Origin of the sequence: Streptomyces sp. NBC_01450 (genome assembly GCF_036227505.1) — a bacterium.
In the GTDB taxonomy this organism is placed as follows: domain Bacteria; phylum Actinomycetota; class Actinomycetes; order Streptomycetales; family Streptomycetaceae; genus Streptomyces.
The window spans coordinates 3,593,442-3,616,022 of record NZ_CP109480.1 but is presented as its reverse complement, the minus strand read 5'-3'; the positions used below and the strand labels follow the sequence as shown (position 1 = coordinate 3,616,022).

The window sequence follows — 22,581 nt, the reverse complement described above, 5'->3', positions numbered from 1 at the left end:
TCCCGATGTACGTCGTGAAGAGCCCGTTGTCCGACGCGGACCTTAGGACCGTGTCCGGCGCCCTGCAGGGAGCGCTGGTTGACCTGGTGGATCTCTCCCTGGTCGCGAAGCAGGTCCACTGGAACGTGGTCGGACCGCGCTTCCGCTCGATCCACCTTCAGCTCGACGAGGTCGTGGACACCGCGCGGCTGCACTCCGACACGGTGGCGGAGCGCGCCTCGACGCTGGGAGTCCCACCCGACGGACGGGCCGCGACCGTGGCCACCAGCAGCGGCATCGGTGTGACGCCCGAGGGCTGGATCAAGGACACCGACGCCGTAGGGATGCTCGTGGACGCGCTGAGCGCGGTGATCAGCCGGATGCGGGTGCGGGTGGACGCGACCGGCGAAGCCGATCCGGTGAGCCAGGACATCTTCATCCAGATCACGGCCGATCTCGAGAAGCATCACTGGATGTTCCAGGCGGAGAACGGGTGACGCCCGGAGGCGGGCGGCTCACGCCGGCGACCGCCGGGCGCCTCGTGGCGGCCACGGGGCGCCACGGCGGGCTTCGTATGTGCCGTGGGTGCGCCTCTGTGCCGTCGGTGCGCCCTGCCGGTGGGTGAGAGCGCAGGTCTAGCTTCGGGCTGGAGGTGGACACCATGGCAGGGCGGATAGCGCGCTGGGGGGCTGCGCTGGGGCTCGGCGCACTGTGGTGGTGGGGGGTTCTCCGGCTCGCGCTGGTGCCCGACGCCGGGGTGCTGGAGGGGGCGGTCGCGGCCGGGGGATGGGGGTTGAGCCTGCTGCCGGTGCACTGTGTGCCGAAGGCGGGGGTCGTGCGCGCCGGCGCCAGGGCGCGTCCTCGGCGGGAGGCGCGTGGGGCGCGCGAGCCGGGGGCTTCGTAGGGGCGGGACGCTCGGTGGAGGGGGTGGGGGACGGGCACGGCGCGTTCGGGGGCGCGTGGTGCTCGGGGCTCCGGTGCGCGGGGCGTGCCGGGGGCGCGTCGAGGTGTCGGCGGGGGTGGGGGAGAGGCTGGTCCCGGGGGCGGATGCCGTGTGGCGGCGGCGAGTCGCGGCGGTGTGGGGGTGCGCTGGGGGTTGACGGGGGCTACCAAGGCATCGCTACGCCGCCGTTCGGACGGAGGATCTGCCCCGTCGTGAACACCGAAGCGTCGGAGGCCAGATACAGCACGGCGTGCGCGACGTCCTCGGGTTCGCCGACCCGGCCCAGCGGCGAGAGTCGGGCCATGACCGCCTCGGTGCGCGCCTGGGCCTCCCCGTGACGGTCGGTCATCGGCGTACGCGTCCAGCCGGGTGCGACCGCGTTGACACGGATACCGTGCGGGCCGATCTCGGTCGCCAGGGTCTTCGTCAGCTGCACGACGGCCGCCTTCGCCGCGCCATAGCAGAGCAGGCCGGGGCCGCCGGTGTCGATGGCGCCGGACGCCATCGTGATGATGCTCCCGCGGACGCTCTTCGCGATCATGAGGCGGGCGGCTTCCTGGCAGGCGTACAGCACGCCCTTGAAGTTGACGCCCAGGACGCGGTCGAGGTCCTCGTCCCGGGTTTCCAGGACCGGGCTGCTGTGCATGATCCCGGCGACCGCCGCCATGACGTCGAGTCGCTCGCAGGATGCGACGGCCTGCTGGAGCTGCGCGCGGTCGCTGACGTCGAGCGGGTGCGTGTGGGCCGTGCCGCCCTCGGCCTTGATGAGGGTCGCCGTCTCGTGCAGGCCCTGCGCGTCGCGGTCCGCGCAGTGGACGGTGGCCCCCGCCTCCGCGAGCAGGACGGCTGACGCGCGGCCGATTCCGCTCGCGGCTCCGGTGACGAATGCGGTGCGTCCGGTGAGGTCGTACGCCTTGACGGGCATGAAGGGACGGTACGAGGATTTCTGACGGGCCGTCAATTAGTCGTGCGGTGGAGAGTTGTACGGGATCGGCCGGCGCCCGGGGGCGGGATACGGCCCGGCGGCGGAGTCGGGCCCGGCTGGCACGTCGGGCACCAGTACGTGGGGCGCTCCCGGGCGCCGTCGCCCTGGTCGGCCCGGCGGATCGAGGTGCCGCAGCGCAGACAGGGACGGGGTGCGCGGCCGTACACGAAGAGGTTCTGGTCGCGGCGGCCGGTGGTGATGCGGGTCGGGCGGTCGCGGTTGGCCTCCAGGAGCTTCTTGGCCAGGGCCGGGAGCTGGGCGGCGCGGTCGGCGGGAAGCTCGCCGATGGGGAGCCAGGGAGTGACCCGGAGGAGGAAGCACAGCTCGCTCTTGTAGACATTGCCGATTCCGGCGAGGTTGCGCTGGTCCAGGAGGGCTTCGCCGAGGGGGCGGGTGGGGTCCTGGAGGAGATTCTCCAAGGCGTCGTCGGGATTCCAGTCCGGGCCGAGGAGGTCGGGGCCGAGGTGGCCGACGGCGCGGGTCTCGTCCGCGGTGCGGAGCAGCTCCAGGACGGGGAGCCGGTAGCCGACGGCCGTGCGGTCCGCGGTGCCGAGGATCGCCCGGATCTGGTGGGCGGGGCCGCCGCTCCAGGGCCGGCCGTTCGCATACACCTTCCAGGAACCGTCCATCCGCAGATGTGAGTGCAGGGTCAGGCCGCCCTCGATCCGGGTGAGGAGGTGCTTGCCGCGCGGGGTGACGTCCAGGACGGTGCGGCCGGTGAGGTCGGCGGTGGCGTACTTGGGCACCCGCAGGTCGGAGCGGGTCAGCACCTTGCCCGCGAGGGCGGTGTGCAGTCGCCTCGCGGCCTGCCAGACGGTGTCTCCTTCGGGCATGGGTTCCAGGGTGTCACGGGTTGGGATGGGGCGCGGCGGGATGCGGGTACGGGGGGTGTGTGGGCGGGGTGGTTATGCGCGCAGGCGCAGGCCCCGGGGAGTGGCGATGAAGCCGGCGCTCTCCAGGAGGGTGCCGATCGGGGAGGTCAGGGCGGAGGCGCCGTTGACGCGCTCCACCGTGACCGTGCCGAGGGAGCCCGCGCGGGCGGCCGCAGCGAGGGCTTCGGCGGCGGCACGCAGACGGGCGTCCTCCATGACCGAGCCGTCCGGGTCCGAGGGCCAGGCCAGCAGGGTCTTGCCGCCGCGCTCCATGTACAGCGTCAGCTCGCCGTCGACGAGCACCACCAGGGAGCCTGCCTTACGGCCCGGCTTGTGCCCGGCGCCGGTGGGGGGCTCGGGCCAGCCAAGGGCCGCGCCGTACGCGTTCGCCGGGTCGGCGGCGGCCAGGACCACGGCCTGGGGGGTGGCCCGGGACGAGGAACGGGCGCGGAACCGGTCGGGGGAGAGGGCGGGATCGCTCGCGAAGCCGTGGCCGTCGGCGAAGGCGGAGTCCTCGGTGCCGGGGAAAACGAGCGGGCTCGTCGCGTCGAGGTCGTCGGGGAAGGCGTGGGTGTGCGCGGCATCGTGACCGCCGGGGAAGCCGTTGGTGTGGGGGCGGCCGGGTGTGTCCGGGAAACCGGGTGTGTCCGGGAAACCGGTCGGCCCTGGGAAGGTGTCCCGGGGGTCCTGGGCGGTCAGGGATTCGCCCCGGTCCCGCGCGTTCGCCGCCGCGCGCAGGCGGTCCACCGCTCCGTCCATCGCGAACTGGGCGGCGCCCAGTCCTTCCACCACGTAACCCCGGCGTGCCTGGCCGCTGTCCTCGAAGGCGGACAGGATGCGGTACACGGCGGAGAAGCCTCCTTCGACGCTTTCCGCGGCGACGGCGCCCCGGGTCACCACGCCGTGCCGGTCGAGCAGCGTGCGGGCCAGGGCGTGGGCGCGCACGGTGGCGTCGGGGTCACGGTCGGGGAGCAGCGACCAGCGGCCGGCCACCGTCGGCGGGCCCGTACGGGACTGGGGGCGTGCGGTGCCGGTCAAGGAGCCGTAGCGGCCGCGCGGGACCGTGCGCTTGGCGCGGTGCGCCGTGGACCCGGCTGTGCGGCCCGAACCCAGGAGAGCGCGCATCGGTGCGAGCGTGTCGTTCGTGAGCCGCCCGGACCAGGCCAGGTCCCAGACCGCGTCGGCGAGTTGGGGATCGGAGGTGTCGGGGTGGGTGGTGGCACGGACCTGGTCGGCGATCTGGCGGAAGAACAGGCCGTAGCCCCCGGAGAGCGCGTCCAGGACCGACTGGTGCAGGGCGGTCAGCTCCAGGGGGTGCGGGTCCGGGAGGAGCAGCGGGGCCGCGTCCGCGAGATAGAGCGAGACCCAGCCGTCCTTGCCCGGCAGCGCCCCGGCTCCGGCCCACACCACCTCTCCTGCCGCGGTGAGTTCGTCCAGCAGCGCGGGCGCGTAACCGGAGACGCGGGAGGGCAGGACCAGCTTCTCCAGGGCGGAGGCGGGCACCGAGGCGCCCTGCAACTGCTCGACGGCACGCACCAGTCCGTCGATGCCGCGCAGCCCGTGTCCGCTGTCGACGTGCTGCCACTGCGGCAGGAACTGCGCCAGCGCGGCGGGCGGCACCGGCTCCAACTCGTGGCGCAGGGCCGCGAGCGAACGGCGCCGCAGCCTGCGCAGCACGGTCGCGTCGCACCACTCCTGGCCGATGCCCGCCGGGTGGAACTCCCCCTGGACGACGCGGCCGTTCGCCGCGAGGCGTTGCAGCGCTCCGTCCGTGACGGCCGCGCCGAGACCGAAGCGCGCGGCGGCGGTGGTGGAGGTGAACGGGCCGTGGGTGCGTGCGTAGCGCGCGAGGAGGTCGCCGAGCGGGTCCTTGACCGGCTCGGTGAAGGCCTCGGGGACGCCGACGGGCAGCGCCGTGCCCAGAGCGTCCCGCAGACGGCCCGCGTCCTCGATGGCCGCCCAGTGGTCGACGCCGGCGATACGGACCTTGATGGCGCGGCGGGCGGCGGCCAGCTCCTTGGCCCACTGTGGCTCCGCGCCGCGCTCGGTCAACTCTGCGTCCTTGAGCGGGCCCAGCAGCCGCAACAGGTCGGCGACGCCTTCGACGTCCTTGACGCGGCGGTCCTCGGTGAGCCACTGGAGCTCCCGCTCCAGCTCGGCCAGAACCTCGGCGTCGAGCAGCTCGCGCAGCTCGGCCTGGCCCAGGAGCTCGGCCAACAGGCGTGAGTCCAGCGACAGGGCGGCGGCGCGCCGTTCGGCGAGCGGGGAGTCGCCCTCGTACAGGAACTGAGCGACGTATCCGAACAGGAGGGAGCGGGCGAACGGGGAGGGCTCGGGCGTGGTGACCTCGACGAGCCGCACCTTGCGCGACTCGATGTCGCCCATCAGCTCGGTGAGGCCGGGGACGTCGAAGACGTCCTGGAGGCATTCGCGGACCGCCTCCAGGACGATCGGGAACGATCCGAACTCGCTGGCCACCTGGAGCAGTTGGGCGGCGCGCTGTCGCTGCTGCCACAGCGGGGTGCGCTTTCCCGGGCTGCGCCGCGGCAGCAGCAGCGCGCGGGCGGCGCATTCGCGGAACCGGGACGCGAACAGCGCCGAGCCGCCGACCTGGTCGGTGACGATCTGGTCGACCTCGCCCTTGTCGAAGGCGACGTCCGCCGCGCCGACGGGTGCCTGCTCCGCGTCGTACTCCGTGCCCAGCTTCACGGGCTCCTGGTCGAGCAGGTCCAGGCCCATCACATCGGCGTCGGGCAGGCGCAGCACGATGCCGTCGTCGGCGTGCATGACCTGGGCGTCCATGCCGTAGCGCTCGGAGAGCCGGGCGCCCAGCGCGAGGGCCCAGGGGGCGTGCACCTGGGCGCCGAAGGGGGAGTGCACGACCACCCGCCAGTCGCCCAGCTCGTCACGGAACCGCTCGACGACGATCGTGCGGTCGTCCGGGACGTGCCCGCACGCCTCGCGCTGCTCGGCGAGATACGACAGCACGTTGTCGGCGGCCCAGGTGTCCAGTCCCGCGGCGAGCAGCCGCAGCCGGGCGTCGTCCTTGGGGAGCGAGCCGACCTCGCGGAGGAACGCGCCCACCGCCCGGCCGAGCTCGAGCGGGCGGCCGAGCTGGTCGCCCTTCCAGAAGGGGAGCCGGCCCGGGACACCGGGGGCGGGGGAGACCAGGACACGGTCGCGGGTGATGTCCTCGATGCGCCAGGAACTCGTGCCGAGCGTGAAGACGTCCCCGACGCGGGACTCGTAGACCATCTCCTCGTCGAGCTCACCGACCCGGCCGCCGCCCTTCTTGGGGTCGGACCCCGCGAGGAAGACCCCGAACAGCCCGCGGTCGGGGATGGTCCCGCCGGAGGTGACGGCGAGGCGCTGAGCGCCGGGCCGGCCGGTGACCGTACCCGCGACGCGGTCCCACACCACGCGGGGCCTGAGCTCCGCGAAGGCGTCGGACGGGTAGCGGCCCGCGAGCATGTCGAGGACGGCCGTGAACGCCGACTCGGGCAGCGAGGCGAAGGGCGCCGCCCGGCGGACCGTGGCAAGCAGGTCGTCGACCTGCCAGGTGTCGAGGGCGGTCATGGCGACGAGCTGCTGGGCCAGCACGTCCAAGGGGTTGGCGGGAACCCGCAGGGACTCGATGGAGCCGGTACGCATCCGCTCGGTGACCACCGCCGCCTGGACCAGGTCGCCGCGGTACTTGGGGAAGACGACGCCGGTGGACACCGCGCCGACCTGGTGGCCCGCGCGGCCCACGCGCTGGAGGCCGGAGGCCACGGACGGCGGTGACTCGACCTGGACGACGAGGTCGACCGCGCCCATGTCGATGCCGAGCTCGAGGCTGGAGGTGGCGACCACGGCGGGCAGGCGCCCCGCCTTCAGGTCCTCCTCGACCAGGGCCCGCTGCTCCTTGGAGACCGAGCCGTGGTGGGCCCGTGCGATGACGGGCGGTGCGCCCTGGGCCGCGCCGGAGCCCCCCATGAGCTGGGCCGGGGCGTGCGCCTCCGCCAGGGGTTCGCCCGTCGCCCGCTCGTACGCGATCTCGTTCAGCCGGTTGCACAGGCGCTCCGCGAGGCGGCGGGAGTTGGCGAACACGATGGTGGAGCGGTGTGACTGGACGAGGTCGGCGATCCGCTCCTCGACATGAGGCCAGATGGAGGGCTTCTCCGCGCCCTCACTGCCGTCGGCGACCGGGGAGCCGCCCAGCTCGCCCAGGTCCTCGACCGGGACGACCACGGAGAGGTCGAACTCCTTGCCCGACGGCGGTTGGACGATCTCCACCTTGCGGCGGGGTGACAGATAACGGGCCACCTCGTCCACCGGACGCACCGTCGCGGAGAGACCGATGCGGCGCGCGGGCTTGGGCAGCAGCTCGTCGAGGCGCTCCAGGGTGAGCGCGAGATGGGCACCGCGCTTGGTGCCCGCGACCGCGTGCACCTCGTCCAGGATCACGGTCTCGATGCCCGTCAGCGCGTCGCGCGTCGCCGACGTCAGCATCAGGAACAGGGACTCGGGAGTCGTGATCAGGATGTCCGGCGGGCGGGTGGCCAGCGCTCGGCGCTCGGCGGGCGGGGTGTCGCCGGAACGGATACCCACCTTCACCTCGGGCTCGGGCAGCCCGAGGCGCACCGACTCCTGCCGGATGCCCGTCAGTGGGCTGCGCAGATTCCGCTCCACGTCCACCGCGAGGGCCTTGAGCGGTGACACGTACAGCACCCGGCAGCGCTTCCTGGGGTCGGCCGGGGGCGGGGTCGAGGCCAGCTGGTCGAGCGCGGCCAGGAACGCGGCCAGGGTTTTTCCGGAGCCGGTCGGGGCGACCACCAGCACGTCCGAGCCCTCACCGATGGCCTTCCACGCGCCGGCCTGGGCCGCGGTGGGCGCGGAGAAGGCCCCCGTGAACCAGCCGCGGGTCGCGGGGGAGAAGCCGTCGAGGGCTCGGTGTGCGGAGCTGACCATGCGTCCATCCTGCACCCGGCCACTGACAATCGCCCTGACCTGCGGAAATGTGCTCGGTGGCGTGGTGGGGCGCCTGCGGCTCGGTGAGGGGGCGGGGCCGCGTCGGGGGGTATCCGTCCTCGGTCAGGCGCGGAATCGGTCGATTACCGATCTGGCGGCGTTGACGCGCCAGCCGCTGCGGGCGGACACCCCCCGACGCGACCCCTCGCCGCCGTGGGCGGCCGACGGCGCGTGGGGGTGCGCCATCCGAGCCGGTTGTCCGCGGTGTCATAACGGAGAATGAGTGGGTGGCAGGTTCGGGGCAGGAGCGGGCGCGGCACTGGCGGTACGCCGAGCTGCCGGGTGTCGATCTGCTGCGGGCGCGGTTCGTCGAGAAGATCTTTGTGCGGCACACCCACGAGAACTTCGTGATCGCCGCCATCTCCGACGGTGTCGAGGTCTTCCACCACGGCGGTGCCGACCAGTACGCGGGTCCGGGCGCGCTCGCGCTGGTCAACCCCGACACCGCGCACACGGGCCGGGCGGGTGTTCCCGAGGGATGGCGGTACGGGGCGGTCTACCCCTCGCCCGGGTTGGTGGCCGAGATCGCGGCCGAGACCACCACGATTCGCGGAACGCCTGGATTCGTCAGCCCGGTGCTCGACGATCCGTACGCGGCGGGTCTGGTTCACGAAGTGCTTCGGGCCGCGGAGGAGGGCAACGCGCTCGCGGCCGACACCCTGCTGCGGGTCGCGGTGACCCGGCTGCTGCGTCTGAACGGCGGTTCGCTGCCGCAGCGGGGCGTGCGCACCGCGGGCGCCCGTGTCGCCGCACGCGCGCGTGCCGTGCTGGAGGAGCGGATGGCCGAGCCTCCGACCCTGGAACGGCTCGCCGCCGACCTCGGCGCCAGCCCGTTCGCCCTGCTGCGCGCGTTCCGTGACACCTACGGCATGCCGCCCCACACCTGGCTGACCGACGCCCGGGTGCGCCGGGCACGCCACCTCCTGGACGCCGGTTCCGCGCCCGCCGAGGCGGCCGTCGCCGTCGGCTTCACGGACCAGCCGCACCTCAACCGTCACTTCTCCCGGATCGTGGGTGTGCCTCCGGGCGCCTACCAGCGCGAGCGCAAGAACGTACAAGACGTCGACGGGCGGCCGTACGTACCGTCCGGGGTGTGGCAGAACAGACAGCTCTCGCAGACATACGCAGTGAAGAAGGCGGCGGAAAACCCGACGCGGCCGTCGTCCGGGACGCCCTGGGAGTCGGGGTCGCCGTCGGACTGTCCGGTTTCGCCTTCGGAGTGACCTCGGCCGGCAGCGGGCTCACCGTGTTGCAGACCTGCGCGCTCAGCCTCCTGGTGTTCACCGGCGCCTCGCAGTTCGCGCTCGTGGGCGCGCTCGCCGGCGGCGGCAATCCCCTCACGGCCGCCGCAGGCGCGTTCTTCCTCGGGGTGCGCAACGCGTTCTACGGACTACGTCTGTCACAGCTGCTGGCCCTCCCGCGCGCGGTGCGCCCGTTCGCCGCGCAGTGGGTCATCGACGAGACCACGGCGGTCGCGCTGGCCCAGCCCACGCGTCGCGGTGTCCGGATCGGTTTCACCGTCACCGGGCTCTCCCTGTACGTGCTGTGGAACCTCACCACGCTGCTGGGCGCTGTCGGGGCCGAGGCCATCGGGGACACCGACGCGTGGGGGCTGGACGCCGCCGGGCCCGCCGTCTTCCTCGCGCTGCTCGCTCCGATGCTCAAGACCACCACGGAGCGCGCGGTGGCCGGTGTCGCGGTCCTTCTGGGGCTCGGTCTGCTGCCCGTGCTGCCCGCCGGAGTCCCCGTCCTGGTGGCGGCGCTGGCCGCTCCCGCCGCCCTCTACGCAGAGGGGCGACGCGCTTCGAAGTCCGCCGGCCGCATGAAGGCCGACAACGACGCACCGAGGGAAGACCGTTGAACATCTGGATCGCGATCGGCGCGACCGCCATCGGCTGCTACGCCGTCAAGCTCATCGGCCTGCTGGTCCCCGTCGGCGTCCTGGAGCGGCCGCTCGTCAAGCGCCTCGCCGCCCTGCTGCCCGTGGCCCTTCTGGCCGCGCTCACGGCTCAGCAGACCTTCGCCGACGGGCGCGTCCTGGTCGTGGACGCGAAGGTCGCCGGACTCGCCGCGGCCGCTGTCGCCCTGCTCCTGCGCGCCCCCTTCCTGCTCGTGGTCGGCGCGGCCGTGGGCGTGACGGCGGGGGCGCGGGCGCTGACAGGCTGACGCCCGGTACGCGGACGGCCCGCACGCGTGTGTGCGGGCCGGGAACCGTCGTGATCGCTCAGCCGATGGGCCGCCCGTACGCCCGTAGGGTGCGCAGGGCCTCGATCGTCACCATGGGGCGGCACTCCAGGGCGGTACCCGGTGCCCACTGCCGCCAGCGGATCGGCCAGCCGCCGTCCTCCCGCTGCTCGTCCGCCAGGAAGTCGAGCGAGCGCGCCATCTCCTCGTCGGTGAACCACGCGCGCGCGAGTGACCCCGGGGTCTTCGCGTAGTCGTGCGGGAAATGGTGCTCGTCCGGCGCGTATCCGGGAGCCACCGGGAACTCCTCCAGGTACGCCGGGTCCAGTGCCGCGAGCCGGTGCTCGCGCACCAGGCGGCCCAGCCGGTCGGCGGCGGCCTCCGCGCGCGGGCGGTCGGGGGCGGAGTCCAAGAAAGCCACGGCCGCCTCGATCTCGTACGGGTGGGACTTCTCCAATGACTCGACCGCCTGCCAGCAGAAGTCGGTGGCCCGGAACAGCCACGCGTGCCACACCTCGTTGCGGTGCAGCAGGCCCACCACGGGCCCGGTGGCGAGGAGTTCACTCGGCGGGTCGTCGACGACCGGCACGAAAGGAGCGTGCGGATAACCGCGCTGACTGGAATGGACCGCCGGCAGCGCGCCGTCCGCCGTCGACACCGAGGTCAGATAGCGGCACACGCGCTCCACGCGCTGTCCGCCGCACCGCCCGATCGAGTCGAGGACGCGCAGCGCGTGCCCGGTGTGCAGGGGCTGGCTGACCGGGCCGCGCAGATCGGGTTCGAGCGCGTGACCGTATCCCTCGTCGTCGTTGCGGTAGGCGGCCAGCGCGGTCTCCACCGCGTCGGCGGCGCCGACATCCGTGTTCAGGAAGTGGTACGTGAAACGGCGCTGCTCCAGCACGCGTGCGGTGAGCCAGATGAAGTACCCGGCGCGCGAGAGCGGGGTCAGCGCCGGGGGCGTCGGGGGGAGTGGGGATGCTCCTGATTCGGCCATGTCTCAGACCGTAGGACGGAAAGCGGTCTCGGCAAGCGGTCCCGGCCCAGGCCCACTCTCAGGGGCGGGATACTGGAGTCATGCGGTTGACGGTCTTCTGGCAGCGGATGGCGGATCACTTCGGTGAGGCGTACGCCGACACTTTCGCGCGCGATCATGTGATGACGGAGCTCGGCGGACGGACCGTGCACCAGGCGCTGAACGCCGGCTGGGAGGCCAAGGAGGTGTGGCGCGTGGTGTGCGCGACCATGAACGTTCCGTACGAAAACCGCTGACGGGCCACGAAGATCCGGGGCCGGGCACAGATTGTCGGTGGAGTGGGCGAGACTTGCCCCGTGGCCCCGACAGACGAGACCGCACAGGTCGACCAGCAGACATCCCCCTTCGGCACGACGCCGCCCACTCCGCCCCCGGGCGGGGACGCCGCCGCGCAGGGCGCGCGCATGCCGCGCTGGCTGCCGCGCGCGATGGTGCTCGCGCTCACGTTCGTCGCCCTGTTCCAACTGGGCAGTTGGGCGTTCCACCAGCTCATCGGTCTGTTGATCAACATTCTGATCGCGTTCTTCCTGGCGCTTGCGATCGAGCCCGCGGTGAGCTGGATGGCCTCGTACGGCATGCGCCGGGGGTTGGCCACCTTCCTCGTCTTCTTCGGTCTGCTGATCGTGACGGCCGGATTCGTCACGCTGCTCGGCTCGATGCTCGCGGGTCAGATCATCAAGATGATCGAGGGCTTCCCCGAGTATCTGGACTCGGTGATCAACTGGATCAACTCGACCTTCCACACCCACGTGAGACGGGTGGACGTCCAGGACAGCCTGGTGCACTCCGACTGGCTGCGGAAATACGTGCAGAACAGCGCGACCGGTGTCCTGGACGTGTCCGCGCAGGTGCTGGGCGGTCTCTTCAAGCTGCTGACGATCGCGCTGTTCTCGTTCTACTTCGCGGCGGACGGGCCCCGGCTGCGGCGCGCGCTGTGCTCCGTGCTGCCGCCCGCGCGACAGGCCGAGGTGCTGCGCGCGTGGGAGATAGCCGTCGACAAGACGGGCGGCTATCTGTACTCGCGCGGTCTGATGGCGCTGATCTCCGGCGTCGCGCACTACATCCTGCTCCAGGCCCTCGGTGTGCCCTACGCGCCCGTGCTCGCCGTCTGGGTGGGTCTGGTCTCGCAGTTCATCCCCACCATCGGCACGTATCTCGCCGGTGCCCTGCCGATGCTGATCGCCTTCACCGTCGACCCCTGGTACGCGCTGTGGGTGCTGATCTTCGTCGTGGTCTACCAGCAGTTCGAGAACTACGTACTGCAGCCCAAGCTGACCGCCAAGACCGTGGACATCCACCCCGCGGTCGCCTTCGGCTCGGTCATCGTGGGCACCGCGCTCCTCGGGGCCGTCGGCGCCCTGATCGCCATCCCCGCGGTCGCCACCCTCCAGGCATTCCTGGGGGCCTATGTGAAGCGGTACGACGTCACGGACGACCCCCGGGTGCACGGCCACCGGATCAGGAGGACGTCCTCCTTCTGGGTCCGTCTGCGGGGACTGCTCGGCCGATGAGGTTCACCAGGTGAGGGCCGCCCACACCCCGGCGCCCAGGACCGCCGCCGCATAGCAGCCGACCGCCGCGTACATGACCCGGTGCCGTGTCCGGTCGCTCCATGGCGTGCGGGACAGCAGCCAGGCCAGCGCGGGCAGGACCAGCACGGCGTGCAGGCTCACTCCGTGCAGCGGCTTGAGCGGGGCCGTCGAGTGGTACGCCGCCTCCTGGTGGCCGGTGCGGGTGAGGACGACCCCGCGCGCGATCATCGCGACGCCCGACGCCAGCGCGACGAGCAGGATCGCGAACCCGGAGCGCAGCGCCAGCGGCATCCCCAGGGGACCCGCGGGCAGGTTCCGGAAGGATGCCACCGCGAACACGGTGAGCAGCACCACGAGAACCCCGCCGCCCACCGCGAGCGTCATCGACACCGCTGTGTCGAAACCGGTCTCCATGTTGAGATGCGAGGGCACCCGGCGCCACGCCTGAAGGGTGATCCCGGCCACTTCCACGACACAGTCGGCGGCGAACACGACGAGCAGCGCCGAGCGTGGACGCGTTGCGATGCGCAGATACGACGTGACCCAGGTGAGTGCGATCAGCGTCAGCCCGAAGGAGAGACCGAACGTGACGGGCTTGCGCCAGGAGACGGGCCCGTCCCAGGGGCCGCCGTCCACGGCGAAGACGACTAGATGCGCCAGCCCGGAGAGCACCAGCACCGCACCGGTCGCATGGCAGAGGCGCTCGGCGGGACGCACCCCCCGCCACGCTCCGCGCCACACGGGGCGCGGCGGGGACGGTCGTGCCAGGGACGGTCGTGCCGGTGGGGCGACGGCGGTGGTCACGGCGGGAGCGGGTGTTTCGCTGCGGCTCTCCATGAGGTTCGAGCTTCGGCGGTCCGGGCCCTGAGGTCGTCGTACGGCCGAAGACTCCGGGGGTACGCCCCGTGGAGTAGGCGGGGATCCCGGCCGCTGTCGGTCCGCGAACGTAGGCTCGGAGGTGTCGCGGGATGCGCTTGACACCAAAATCGAACATCCATTCTTATGGAGTCTCCGGCGAGACTCTCGGCGGGGATCTCTGCGGGGATCTCTGCGGGGATTTCAGCAGGATTTTCACGGATATGTACCCGAGTTATCCACAGGCTGGACGGGCGTCGGGGCGCATTGTCAGTGGCAGGCGTTAGCGTCTGTGACGTGAAGCGATCGACTCAAGCAAACCGGGTGGAACCCATGGCAGGTACGGACCGCGAGAAGGCGCTCGACGCCGCGCTCGCACAGATTGAACGGCAATTCGGCAAGGGCGCGGTGATGCGCCTCGGCGAGCGGCCGAACGAGCCCATCGAGGTCATCCCCACCGGATCGACCGCGCTCGACGTGGCCCTCGGTGTCGGCGGCCTGCCGCGCGGCCGCGTGGTGGAGGTGTACGGCCCGGAGTCCTCCGGTAAGACGACGCTGACGCTGCACGCGGTGGCGAACGCGCAGAAGGCCGGCGGCCAGGTGGCCTTCGTGGACGCCGAGCACGCCCTCGACCCCGAGTACGCGAAGAAGCTCGGTGTCGACATCGACAACCTGATCCTGTCCCAGCCGGACAACGGCGAGCAGGCGCTGGAAATCGTGGACATGCTCGTCCGCTCCGGCGCGCTCGACCTGATCGTCATCGACTCCGTCGCCGCCCTGGTGCCGCGCGCGGAGATCGAGGGCGAGATGGGCGACTCGCACGTGGGTCTGCAGGCCCGTCTGATGAGCCAGGCCCTGCGGAAGATCACCAGCGCGCTCAACCAGTCGAAGACCACCGCGATCTTCATCAACCAGCTGCGCGAGAAGATCGGCGTGATGTTCGGCTCCCCGGAGACCACCACGGGTGGCCGGGCGCTGAAGTTCTACGCCTCGGTGCGACTCGACATCCGCCGCATCGAGACGCTGAAGGACGGCACCGACGCGGTCGGCAACCGCACCCGCGTCAAGGTCGTCAAGAACAAGGTCGCGCCCCCCTTCAAGCAGGCCGAGTTCGACATCCTCTACGGGCACGGCATCAGCCGCGAGGGCGGCCTGATCGACATGGGCGTGGAGCACGGCTTCGTCCGCAAGGCCGGCGCCTGGTACACGTACGAGGGCGACCAGCTCGGCCAGGGCAAGGAGAACGCGCGCAACTTCCTGAAGGACAACCCCGACCTCGCCAACGAGATCGAGAAGAAGATCCTGGAGAAGCTGGGCGTCGGTGTGAGGCCTGCGGAGCCCACCGCCGAGCCGGGCGCGGACGCGGCGGTCACGACCGCTTCGGACGAGGCCGCGAAGACGGTGCCCGCTCCGGCGGCCAAGACCACCAAGTCCAAGGCCGCGGCGGCCAAGAGCTAGTCCATGACGCGACGAACCGACTGGGCCGAGTACGCCTACCCCGTCCCCCCGCGGGGGCAGGGGCACGGGGGGAACGGCGACTCGGCCGGAGACGGTGAAAGAGCGCACGGCGGGGACGGGCCGTACGGGGACGAGACGTATGGCGCCTCCTCCACGTACTCCGGTGACACGTATGGCTCCGAGGGGTTCCACGGCGGGGATCCGTACGGCAGTGACGGTCCGGCGGGCGACGGTGACGGCCTGACGGACGGTCTCGGTTCTCCGGGCAGTGGATCGCGCCGTGGCGGGGGCCGGCGCGGCGACGGAGGGCCGCGTGGTGGACGAGGGCGTCGGCGGCGTGGCGGTTTCGGAGAGCCGTCCGACGACCCACAGGACGGAGGCACTCCTTCCTCGTCGAGGGCCGAGAAGGGGGAGCCCCCGGGGGACCCGGCTGAGCAGGCGCGGGCGATCTGTCTGCGCCTGCTCACCGGAACCCCGCGCACGCGGAAGCAGCTCGCGGACGCGCTGCGCAAGCGGGAGATTCCCGACGACGTCGCGGACGAGGTGCTGTCACGGTTCGAGGAGGTCGGCCTGATCAACGACGGCGCCTTCGCGGACGCCTGGGTGGAGTCCCGGCACCATGGCCGGGGTCTGGCCCGGCGGGCGCTCGCGCGGGAGCTGCGGACCAAAGGCGTGGACTCGACGCTGATCGACGAGGCCGTCGGGCAGCTCGACTCCGAGCAGGAGGAGGCGACGGCGCGCGAACTCGTCGCGCGCAAGCTCCGCTCCACGCGCGGCCTCGACCGCGACAAGCGGTTGCGACGCCTTGCGGGCATGCTCGCCCGCAAGGGCTACGGCGAGGGGATGGCGCTGCGCGTGGTTCGCCAGGCCCTGGAGGAAGAGGGCGAGGACACGGAGGGGTTGGGGGACGAGGGGTTCTGACCGTGGGGATCGGTGCCGGTGCCGGTGCCGGTGCCGGGCCTGGGCCTGGTAACTGGATTCAGAACCCGGTCCTGAACCAGACCCCGCCCCCCATCCAGGACTGCCCAAGTCCAACTCCCCTTCGTGAAGGTGGGGTTAACCCCCGGAGGGAGACGCCGGGTCGCCGCAATGCACAGGTGCCTGTGCACAGAGGACTGTGTACGCATGGCACAGGAACCCGGCGCGGAACCCTTGGCGGGGCGGGACGAGGAGACTCCGCGCGCCCCCACCGAGCTCTCCGACCTCGCGACACTCAAGGCCCTCGCACAGCCCCGTCGGCAGCGGATGCTTCAGCACCTCACCGTGCACGGCCCCGCCACCTCGGCGACGCTGGCCAGGGCGCTCGGGCTCAACACCGGAGCCACCAGCTACCACCTGCGCGAGCTCGCTCGGTACGGCTTCGTGGAGGAGGCCGACCAGCCGGCGGAGGCGGGCGGACACGGCAGGGAGCGCTGGTGGCGTGCCGTCCCCGGTGACCGCCGATTCCCGCCGCGCAGTCGGCAGAGCCCCGAGATGCGCCTCGTCATGGACGAGCTGAACCATCACGCGTACGCCGCCGACCTCGAACTCTTCGAGCAGATGCAACTGCAGATGCCGACAGGGGTGGGAGCAGGGGCGGCGGCAGGGGCAGAAGCACGGGGACCGGGGCGGACGCAGCGGGCGCACGGGAAGGCGGGCGCAGCCGATCCCTGGGTCGACGCCTTCCCCTACTCGCGTGGAAGCATCCGGCTGACGCTCCCCGAACTCCGCGCGTTCTTCGAGGAGTACATCGTGCTCCTCAACCGCTACAAGCGCCCCGAGGCCGACACCCCGCCCGGCGCCCGCACCGTGTTCACCCGGTTCCTCGCCTTCCCGGCCCCCGACACCGCCGCCGACACCGGGCCCGAGAACCGCCCGGCACCCCACGACAGACCAGGGAGCGAACCCTCATGATGCTGCGCTACGCCCTGCGGACCGTCCGGGCCCGCAAAGGTGGCTTCCTCGGTGCGTTCTTCGCCTTGCTGTGCGCGGCCGCCCTCATCACCGCCTGCGGGACCCTCCTCGAGACCGGCCTGCGTGGCACGATCGCCACTGAACGGTATGCCGCGACCCCTGTCGTGGTCTCCGCCGACCAGAACGTCCACCAGACCACCGTCAAACACAAGAAGGGCAAGACCAAGGTCAAACACAAGGCCAAGCCGATCGCCGAACGGGCCTGGCTCCCGGACGACCTCGCCACCGAGCTCCGGCGGGCTCCCGGCGTGCGTGAGGTCGTCCCCGAACTGACCTTCCTGGCCGAGCCCTTGGTACCGGGCGGGGCCGTCGACAAGAACCGGCCCGCCTACGGGCACGCCTGGGACTCCGCCGCGCTGACCCCCTACACCCTCACCACCGGCACCGCGCCCGAGGCCGACGGTGATCTCGTCATCGACCGCCATCTCGCCGAGCGCGCTCACCTCGAGCCCGGTGACCGGCTCACCGTGCAGTCGACGCAGAGCCCGCGGACCTACCGGGTGACCGGAATAGCCGCCCCCGCCCAGGAGGTGCGGCACCAGACCGCCCTCTTCTTCTCCACCGCCGAGGCCCGTCGCCTCGCCGCGCACAACGGGCAGGTCACCGCCTTCGGGGTGCTTCCCGTCAAGGGCACGGACACGGCCGCGCTCCAGCGGTCCGTCACCAAGGCGCTGCAAGGAAGCGGGACGGTGTCCGCAACCAAGGCGCCGCACGGTAGGACCGCGCAGGTCAGCGCCGGTGACGGCCGAGGGCCCGTGGAGTTCCTGGACGCGGCCGCCGCGCGTACGAAGCTGGTCAGCATGGGTGGTGCGATGGGTGGCACCTCACTGCTCGTGGCCGTCCTCGTGGTCGTCGGTACCTTCGCGCTCTCCGTGCAGCAGCGCCATCGCGAACTCGCCCTGCTGCGCGCCATCGCCGCCACCCCGGGGCAGATCCGGGCGCTCCTCGGCCGTGAGGCACTGATCGTCGGAGCGGCCGCGGGTACCACCGGCGCGCTGGTGGGGCTACCGCTGGGCAGCTGGCTGCACGGCCGGTTCGTGGCCATGGGGGCCGTGCCGGCCACGCTTCAGCACACCGTCGGCGTCTTCCCGCCGTTCGCCGCGCTCGCCGCGACACTGCTCGGTGCCTGGGCCGCCGCCCGTATCTCCTCACGCCGGATCGTCCGGATCCGCCCTGCCGAGGCGCTCGCCGAAGCCAGGGCCGAGCGCGCCCGCCCGGCATGGGGACGGATCCTCATGGGTCTCGCCCTGCTCGCCGGCGGTGCCGTCCTCGTCGCCCTGCTCAGTGTTCTGCGCACCGAACCCGCCTCGACACCCGTGACCTTCCTGGCCGTCGTGGTCCTCGCCTCCTCCGTCGCGCTGCTCGGTCCGTTGCTGGTCAGGGCGGCCGTAGCCGTACTCGGAGGCGCGCTCGCGCTGACCGGACCCAGTAGTCGCCTGGCGCGTGCCAACCTCCGTGGCCATGCCGCCCGGATGGCCTCCGTAGTCACTCCTCTCACCCTCCTCATCGGCATGACCTGCACCGTTCTCTTCGTCCAGCCGACCCTGGGCAACGCGGCCCGCGCCCAGGCCCGCGAGGGCATCCGCGCCGACTGGGTGGTGGCCGCCCAGGGCCCCGGCGTACCGGCCGAGGCCGCACGGCTCCTGCGCACGCACCACGACACCGTCACCGAAGTGGTCCGTACGACCGTCCGGGTGGGACTCGACAAGTACGCGGCGCAGGGCGTCACCCCCGGGGGCCTCACCCGTACCTGGGACCCGGACGTCACCGCCGGCTCCCTGAAGAAGCTCACCGAGGACACCGTCGCCGTCAACGAACTCGCCGCCGACCAGCTCCACCTGAAGCCCGGAAGCTCTCTGAAACTCACGCTGGGTGACGGAACGCCCGTCACGCTCACCGTCGTGGCCGTCTACGCCAAGGGCCTCGGTTTCGGTGACCTCACCTTCGCCCATGACCTGGTCGCCCGTCATGTGGACAACCCACTCGCGACCTCCGTCCTTGTCGGCACCGCCCGCACACAGACACAACTCGCGACTACCCTCCGTGAGTTCCCGGGGGTCCACGTTCTCGCCCCGGCCGCCGCCGACTCGATCCAGGCCGCACGGCAGCAGGCGAACGCCGAGGTCAACTACCTCGCCATGGGACTCGTCCTGGCCTTCACCGCCATCGCCGTCGTCAACACGCTGGCCATGTCGGTCTCGGAGCGTGTTCGCGAGTTCGCGCTGCTCCGCCTCGCCGGGGCGACCCGGCGCCAGGTGCTGGGGATGCTGCGCACGGAGGCGCTCTCGGTCCTGCTGCTCGCCACCGCGCTCGGCAGCGGAATCGCGCTCGCCGTCCTGACCGCGTTCAGCGTCGGCATGACGGGCCGGGCGGCTCCGGCGGTCACGCCCCTGGTGTACGTCACCGTGGTGGCGATCGCCGGGCTGCTCGCGCTGGTCGGCACCGGGCTGCCGGGCCGGGTGGCGTTGCGGGTGCCCCCGGTCATGGTGGCCACGGCCAAGGAGTAAGAGGAGTGGCGCAAAGGGGTAAGGGGCGGTAGGCAAGGGTGAGCGCCCCTTACACCAGGGGCGCCCACCAAGTGCGTACCGCAACCAAGTGCGTACCGCCGCACGGTGATCGGGAGCCGGGAGCTAGGCCGTCACCGGGAAGCCGGCCGCCTTCCACGCCTGGAAGCCGCCCACCAGGTCGGTCGCCCGGTGCAGCCCGAGCTGCTGGAGGGAGACGGCGGCGAGGCTGGACGCGTAGCCCTCGTTGCAGATCACCACGACTCGCAGATCGTGGCTCGTGGCCTCCGGGGCGCGGTGGCTGCCCTGGGGGTCGAGCCGCCACTCCAGTTCGTTGCGCTCGACGACGAGGGCGCCGGGGATCAGTCCGTCGCGCTCGCGCAGGGCGGCGTACCGGATGTCGACGAGGAGGGCTTCGCCGGCCTGCGCGGCGGAGTAGGCCTCCTCGGCCTGCACCCGGTCGAGTCCCTCGCGGACCCGTTCCAGCAATGTGTCGATGCCCACCGGGCGGGGCGCGCTCACTGCCAGTCCTCCGGACGCTCGACGTGCTCCAGGCGCAGCACCTGGCCCGTACGGCTGTAGCGGCGGATGCGCGGCAGGGGTGGGTAGTACGCGTGGACGGAGATCGCGTGCTCCTCGGTGGACTCGTTGAGCACCTCGTGCACGTGGTGGCGGCCGAAGGAGCGGCCCTTGCCGGCCGGCAGCCGACGCTCGCGGTCGACGTCCTCGGAGAGCTCGAGGGTCTTCCAGCCGTCGGTGGGCAGGCGGGCGGCGAGCGAGTGCTCCTTGAGCCCGCCCGCCGCGGCGACGAAGGCGCCGACCGAGTCGGCGTGGTCGTGCCAGCCGGTGCCGGTACCGGGGGGCCAGCCGATGAGCCAGGCCTCGCTGCCGCCGGGGCCCTCCAGGCGTACCCAGGTGCGGCCTTCGGGGTCGAGCGGGAGGGAAGCGATCAGTTCGGAGTCGGCGGCGGTGCGGCGCACGAAGTCGAGCAGGTCGGCCTGGGTAGGGGCCTGGACAGGCGCGGAGACAGAGGGTGACACAGACACGGGTACCGTCCTGGGCGTTCGCGTGGGGCGCGCGGCAGCAGATGAGATGCGCGCGGCAAGGGATGCGAATTCAGCGGGACGGACGACACACGCAGCCCGCATAGCGGACGAGGTCCATATGGACCCTCCGCCACAGGCGCACACAGGTGTCGGTCACGATCCGGAGTAGACCATGGCGGTGTGGGCCGGTCAACTCACTGTCACTATGTGGACCATCGGGTGACCGAGGGTGGTGCGATGGCCGTGGCTCCCCCCGGACGGTTTCGGCCCGGGCGAGTTCGGCGACCTGACCATGGTGGTCCGGGCGGGCCGGACCACCGGGGTTGTCAGGTCGAGCTCGCCGCGGTCTCCGCCTCCGCCAGGGCGGGGCCGCCCAGGGTCGCCTCGGCCGCCGCGTACAGGTCGGCCGGGCGCACCCCGCTCAGCGCGGTGACCAGGTGGCCGTCGGGGCGCACCAGGAGCACGGTGTGGGCCGCGGCGCCGGGATAGCTCTCGGCGACCAGCAACTCGGCGCGGTGCGGCAGCGCGGTCACGGCGGCCGCGAGCCGGGGCATGATCCCGGCCGTCACCCAGTGCTTGCGCGCCCACACGCCGGTACCCGGAGCGATCAGTACGACGAGCAGCGCCCCGCGCCCGAGCCGGTCCCGCAGCCGTACGAACGAGCCGTCCTCCGCGGTCACGCGTACGTCGACGACCGGCGCACCGGGCGCCGTGTCCACCGGGGTCTCCGACTCGGTGTGCGCGGGCGCGAGCGGCGAGTCGGCGTACGCCCCTGGCGCACCCAGCGGGCCGCGCCCCAGATGGCCGTCCGTGAGCAGCGTGTCGTGGCCACGGGCCGACCCGGGGACGTACGAGCGCAGGCCTCCGCCGCTTCGTAGCAGCGGCAACGCCTGGTCGGCCGCGCGCAGCCGGGCGGCGACGACGGCCCGCCGCTCCGCCTGGTAACTGTCGAGCAGCGCCTCGTGCGGGCCGTGGTGCCAGGCGAGCGCCAGCTTCCAGGCGAGGTTGTCGGCGTCCCGCAGGCCCTCGTCCAGGCCCTGGGTGCCGAGCGCGCCGAGCAGGTGCGCGGCGTCCCCGGCGAGGAAGACCCGGCCGACGCGCCAGCGGCGGGCGAGGCGGTGGTGGACGGTGTGGACTCCGGTGTCGAGCAGGTCGTACGGGGGTGTGGAGCCGTCGTTCCAGCCCGCGAGCGTCTCGCGGATGCGTGCCACCAGCAGGTCGGGGGTGACCAGGTCCTTGCCGGGCGGCAGCAGCCAGTCCAGCCGCCACACGTCGTCGGCGAGGGGGCGCGCGGTCACCTCACCGCCCGAGGGGCCCGATGTCCGCCACGGTGGCATCCGGTGCAACAACGCCTGGCCGGGCCAGGGGAGTTCGGCACGCAGCGCCGCCACGGCGTGCCGTTCGACGGCCGTACGCCCCGGGAAGCGGATGTCCTGGAGTTTGCGCACGGTCGAGCGCGGTCCGTCGCAGCCGACGACGTAACTGCCGCGCCACCACGTGCCGTTGGGGCCGCGGGTGTGCACGGTGACGCCCGAGGACTCCTGTTCGATCGAGTCGAGGCGGCTGTTCACGGCGACCTTGATCAGCCGCTCGTGGCTGATGGCCTCGCGCAGGGCGCCGGTCAGCGCGTGCTGGGCGAGGTGCAGTGGGGCGGGCGCGTGGGCGCCTTCGGAGTCCTGCGCGTCCCCGGTCGGGCCGACCCCGGCGCTTTTCTGGCTCTGCGCGCTCCCCTTCGGGTTCCGAGCACTTCCCTCGGAGCGCTGGGCGCCGCTCGCCGAGCCGTGCGCGCCGCCACCGGAGGCGCCCCCGAAGGCCTGCGCGCCGCTTTCCGAGCCGTGCGCCGCGCCCCCGAGACCTCGCAGATCCGCTTCGAAGTCCAGCGGGTCCGTGTCGGATCCCCTGGGATCGAATGCGATCTCGCGCATCACCTGCTTGCGCCGCATCGACCGCCATCCGGCCCAACGGAAACCGGCATCGGCGAGGGGCAGGCCCGTCAGGCGTTCGACGAGCGCGGCGGTGTCCTCGCGCAGCACCACCGTCCGCGCGAGCCGTTGTTCGTCCTTGCCCGGCCCCTCGTCGAGGACCACGGAGGGGACCTCCTGGCGGGCCAGCGCAAGGGCCAGCGTGAGGCCCACGGGCCCCGCGCCGACGATGATCACCGGGTCCACGGCGCGCGGCCCCCTGCCCGGAGCGGTGTCCTGAGGAACGTTCGGGAACAGGCAGTTGG

At 72.4% G+C, this 22,581-nt stretch carries 20 protein-coding genes; 11 read left to right on the top strand and 9 right to left on the bottom strand.

The features are described from left to right. The first annotated feature begins 5 nt into the window (after positions 1-5). Positions 6-476 carry a Dps family protein gene (locus tag OG568_RS16135; protein WP_266430463.1) on the top strand — a complete coding sequence of 157 codons (471 nt, stop codon included), beginning with the start codon at positions 6-8 and terminating at the stop codon, positions 474-476. Positions 477-640: 164 nt separating this feature from the next. Next, a complete protein-coding gene (locus OG568_RS16130; protein WP_329532088.1) occupies positions 641-883 on the top strand; it encodes a hypothetical protein in 243 nt (80 codons plus the stop codon). A 202-nt stretch (positions 884-1,085) separates the two neighbouring features. Here OG568_RS16130 and OG568_RS16125 read toward each other — a convergent pair whose 3' ends face one another. The 3 genes from OG568_RS16125 to OG568_RS16115 all read right to left on the bottom strand — a co-directional run bounded on the left by OG568_RS16125 (position 1,086) and on the right by OG568_RS16115 (position 7,729). Further along, positions 1,086-1,847 (bottom strand): SDR family NAD(P)-dependent oxidoreductase, encoded by a 762-nt coding sequence (locus OG568_RS16125; RefSeq protein WP_329532087.1) that lies wholly within the window; start codon positions 1,845-1,847, stop codon positions 1,086-1,088. Positions 1,848-1,879: 32 nt separating this feature from the next. Next, positions 1,880-2,740, bottom strand: a complete 861-nt coding sequence (locus OG568_RS16120; RefSeq protein WP_329532086.1) for an Fpg/Nei family DNA glycosylase — start codon at positions 2,738-2,740, stop codon at positions 1,880-1,882. A gap of 72 nt (positions 2,741-2,812) precedes the next feature. Then, the gene (locus tag OG568_RS16115) at positions 2,813-7,729 is read right to left on the bottom strand and encodes an ATP-dependent helicase (RefSeq protein WP_329532085.1); all 4,917 of its coding nucleotides are present in this window, start codon (positions 7,727-7,729) and stop codon (positions 2,813-2,815) included. A gap of 287 nt (positions 7,730-8,016) precedes the next feature. Here OG568_RS16115 and OG568_RS16110 point away from each other — a divergent pair, with 287 nt between their 5' ends. From OG568_RS16110 to OG568_RS16100, 3 genes are read left to right on the top strand one after another with little or no spacing between them, the layout of a single operon-like run. Then, positions 8,017-9,012, top strand: coding sequence for an AraC family transcriptional regulator (locus OG568_RS16110; RefSeq protein ID WP_266430447.1), 996 nt, complete (start codon positions 8,017-8,019; stop codon positions 9,010-9,012). Next, a complete protein-coding gene (locus OG568_RS16105; protein ID WP_329536368.1) occupies positions 8,910-9,650 on the top strand; it encodes an AzlC family ABC transporter permease in 741 nt (246 codons plus the stop codon). The genes OG568_RS16110 and OG568_RS16105 overlap by 103 nt, the downstream gene beginning before the upstream one ends. Continuing rightward, positions 9,647-9,955, top strand: coding sequence for an AzlD domain-containing protein (locus OG568_RS16100; RefSeq protein ID WP_329532084.1), 309 nt, complete (start codon positions 9,647-9,649; stop codon positions 9,953-9,955). The genes OG568_RS16105 and OG568_RS16100 overlap by 4 nt, the downstream gene beginning before the upstream one ends. 58 nt (positions 9,956-10,013) lie before the next feature. On the opposite strand, the gene OG568_RS16095 is transcribed toward OG568_RS16100, so the two are convergent. After that, entirely contained in the window at positions 10,014-10,967 is a 954-nt protein-coding gene (locus OG568_RS16095) for a hypothetical protein (RefSeq protein ID WP_329532083.1), read from the bottom strand. A gap of 80 nt (positions 10,968-11,047) precedes the next feature. Here OG568_RS16095 and OG568_RS16090 point away from each other — a divergent pair, with 80 nt between their 5' ends. Together OG568_RS16090 and OG568_RS16085 are read left to right on the top strand one after the other, a co-directional pair. Continuing rightward, the gene (locus tag OG568_RS16090) at positions 11,048-11,242 is read left to right on the top strand and encodes a DUF3046 domain-containing protein (protein WP_329532082.1); all 195 of its coding nucleotides are present in this window, start codon (positions 11,048-11,050) and stop codon (positions 11,240-11,242) included. 60 nt (positions 11,243-11,302) lie between these two features. Continuing rightward, positions 11,303-12,517, top strand: coding sequence for an AI-2E family transporter (locus tag OG568_RS16085; protein ID WP_329532081.1), 1,215 nt, complete (start codon positions 11,303-11,305; stop codon positions 12,515-12,517). A 3-nt stretch (positions 12,518-12,520) separates the two neighbouring features. Here OG568_RS16085 and OG568_RS16080 read toward each other — a convergent pair whose 3' ends face one another. Continuing rightward, positions 12,521-13,375, bottom strand: coding sequence for a hypothetical protein (locus OG568_RS16080; RefSeq protein WP_329532080.1), 855 nt, complete (start codon positions 13,373-13,375; stop codon positions 12,521-12,523). A gap of 351 nt (positions 13,376-13,726) precedes the next feature. On the opposite strand from OG568_RS16080, the gene recA reads away from it, so the two are divergent. The 4 genes from recA (at position 13,727) to OG568_RS16060 (ending at position 19,311) form a co-directional block, all read left to right on the top strand. Further along, complete coding sequence (gene recA / locus OG568_RS16075) at positions 13,727-14,851, top strand: recombinase RecA (protein WP_266586437.1); 1,125 nt, start codon at positions 13,727-13,729, stop codon at positions 14,849-14,851. 3 nt (positions 14,852-14,854) lie between these two features. Continuing rightward, positions 14,855-15,772, top strand: coding sequence for a recombination regulator RecX (gene recX, locus OG568_RS16070; RefSeq protein WP_329532079.1), 918 nt, complete (start codon positions 14,855-14,857; stop codon positions 15,770-15,772). Positions 15,773-15,976: 204 nt separating this feature from the next. Continuing rightward, entirely contained in the window at positions 15,977-16,744 is a 768-nt protein-coding gene (locus OG568_RS16065; RefSeq protein ID WP_329532078.1) for an ArsR/SmtB family transcription factor, read from the top strand. Next, complete coding sequence (locus OG568_RS16060) at positions 16,741-19,311, top strand: ABC transporter permease (RefSeq protein WP_329532077.1); 2,571 nt, start codon at positions 16,741-16,743, stop codon at positions 19,309-19,311. The genes OG568_RS16065 and OG568_RS16060 overlap by 4 nt, the downstream gene beginning before the upstream one ends. A 123-nt stretch (positions 19,312-19,434) precedes the next feature. On the opposite strand, the gene OG568_RS16055 is transcribed toward OG568_RS16060, so the two are convergent. The 4 genes from OG568_RS16055 to OG568_RS16040 form a co-directional block, all read right to left on the bottom strand. After that, a complete protein-coding gene (locus tag OG568_RS16055; protein ID WP_443077664.1) occupies positions 19,435-19,830 on the bottom strand; it encodes a rhodanese-like domain-containing protein in 396 nt (131 codons plus the stop codon). After that, the gene (locus OG568_RS16050) at positions 19,827-20,354 is read right to left on the bottom strand and encodes a cysteine dioxygenase (RefSeq protein WP_329532076.1); all 528 of its coding nucleotides are present in this window, start codon (positions 20,352-20,354) and stop codon (positions 19,827-19,829) included. The genes OG568_RS16055 and OG568_RS16050 overlap by 4 nt, the downstream gene beginning before the upstream one ends. A gap of 70 nt (positions 20,355-20,424) precedes the next feature. Next, a complete protein-coding gene (locus OG568_RS16045) occupies positions 20,425-20,496 on the bottom strand; it encodes a putative leader peptide (RefSeq protein ID WP_311136958.1) in 72 nt (23 codons plus the stop codon). 184 nt (positions 20,497-20,680) lie between these two features. Further along, entirely contained in the window at positions 20,681-22,522 is a 1,842-nt protein-coding gene (locus tag OG568_RS16040) for an FAD-dependent monooxygenase (RefSeq protein WP_329532075.1), read from the bottom strand. Between the last annotated feature and the right edge of the window lie 59 nt (positions 22,523-22,581).

Bases quoted from the DNA above. Each gene is read 5' to 3' on its own strand.
- OG568_RS16135 (WP_266430463.1), top strand. From the start codon at position 6: ATGTACGTCGTGAAGAGCCCGTTGTCCGACGCGGACCTTAGGACCGTG.
- OG568_RS16130 (WP_329532088.1), top strand. From the start codon at position 641: ATGGCAGGGCGGATAGCGCGCTGGGGGGCTGCGCTGGGGCTCGGCGCA.
- OG568_RS16125 (WP_329532087.1), bottom strand. From the start codon at position 1,847: ATGCCCGTCAAGGCGTACGACCTCACCGGACGCACCGCATTCGTCACC.
- OG568_RS16120 (WP_329532086.1), bottom strand. From the start codon at position 2,740: ATGCCCGAAGGAGACACCGTCTGGCAGGCCGCGAGGCGACTGCACACC.
- OG568_RS16115 (WP_329532085.1), bottom strand. From the start codon at position 7,729: ATGGTCAGCTCCGCACACCGAGCCCTCGACGGCTTCTCCCCCGCGACC.
- OG568_RS16095 (WP_329532083.1), bottom strand. From the start codon at position 10,967: ATGGCCGAATCAGGAGCATCCCCACTCCCCCCGACGCCCCCGGCGCTG.
- OG568_RS16090 (WP_329532082.1), top strand. From the start codon at position 11,048: ATGCGGTTGACGGTCTTCTGGCAGCGGATGGCGGATCACTTCGGTGAG.
- OG568_RS16080 (WP_329532080.1), bottom strand. From the start codon at position 13,375: ATGGAGAGCCGCAGCGAAACACCCGCTCCCGCCGTGACCACCGCCGTC.
- recA (WP_266586437.1), top strand. From the start codon at position 13,727: ATGGCAGGTACGGACCGCGAGAAGGCGCTCGACGCCGCGCTCGCACAG.
- recX (WP_329532079.1), top strand. From the start codon at position 14,855: ATGACGCGACGAACCGACTGGGCCGAGTACGCCTACCCCGTCCCCCCG.
- OG568_RS16065 (WP_329532078.1), top strand. From the start codon at position 15,977: ATGGCACAGGAACCCGGCGCGGAACCCTTGGCGGGGCGGGACGAGGAG.
- OG568_RS16060 (WP_329532077.1), top strand. From the start codon at position 16,741: ATGATGCTGCGCTACGCCCTGCGGACCGTCCGGGCCCGCAAAGGTGGC.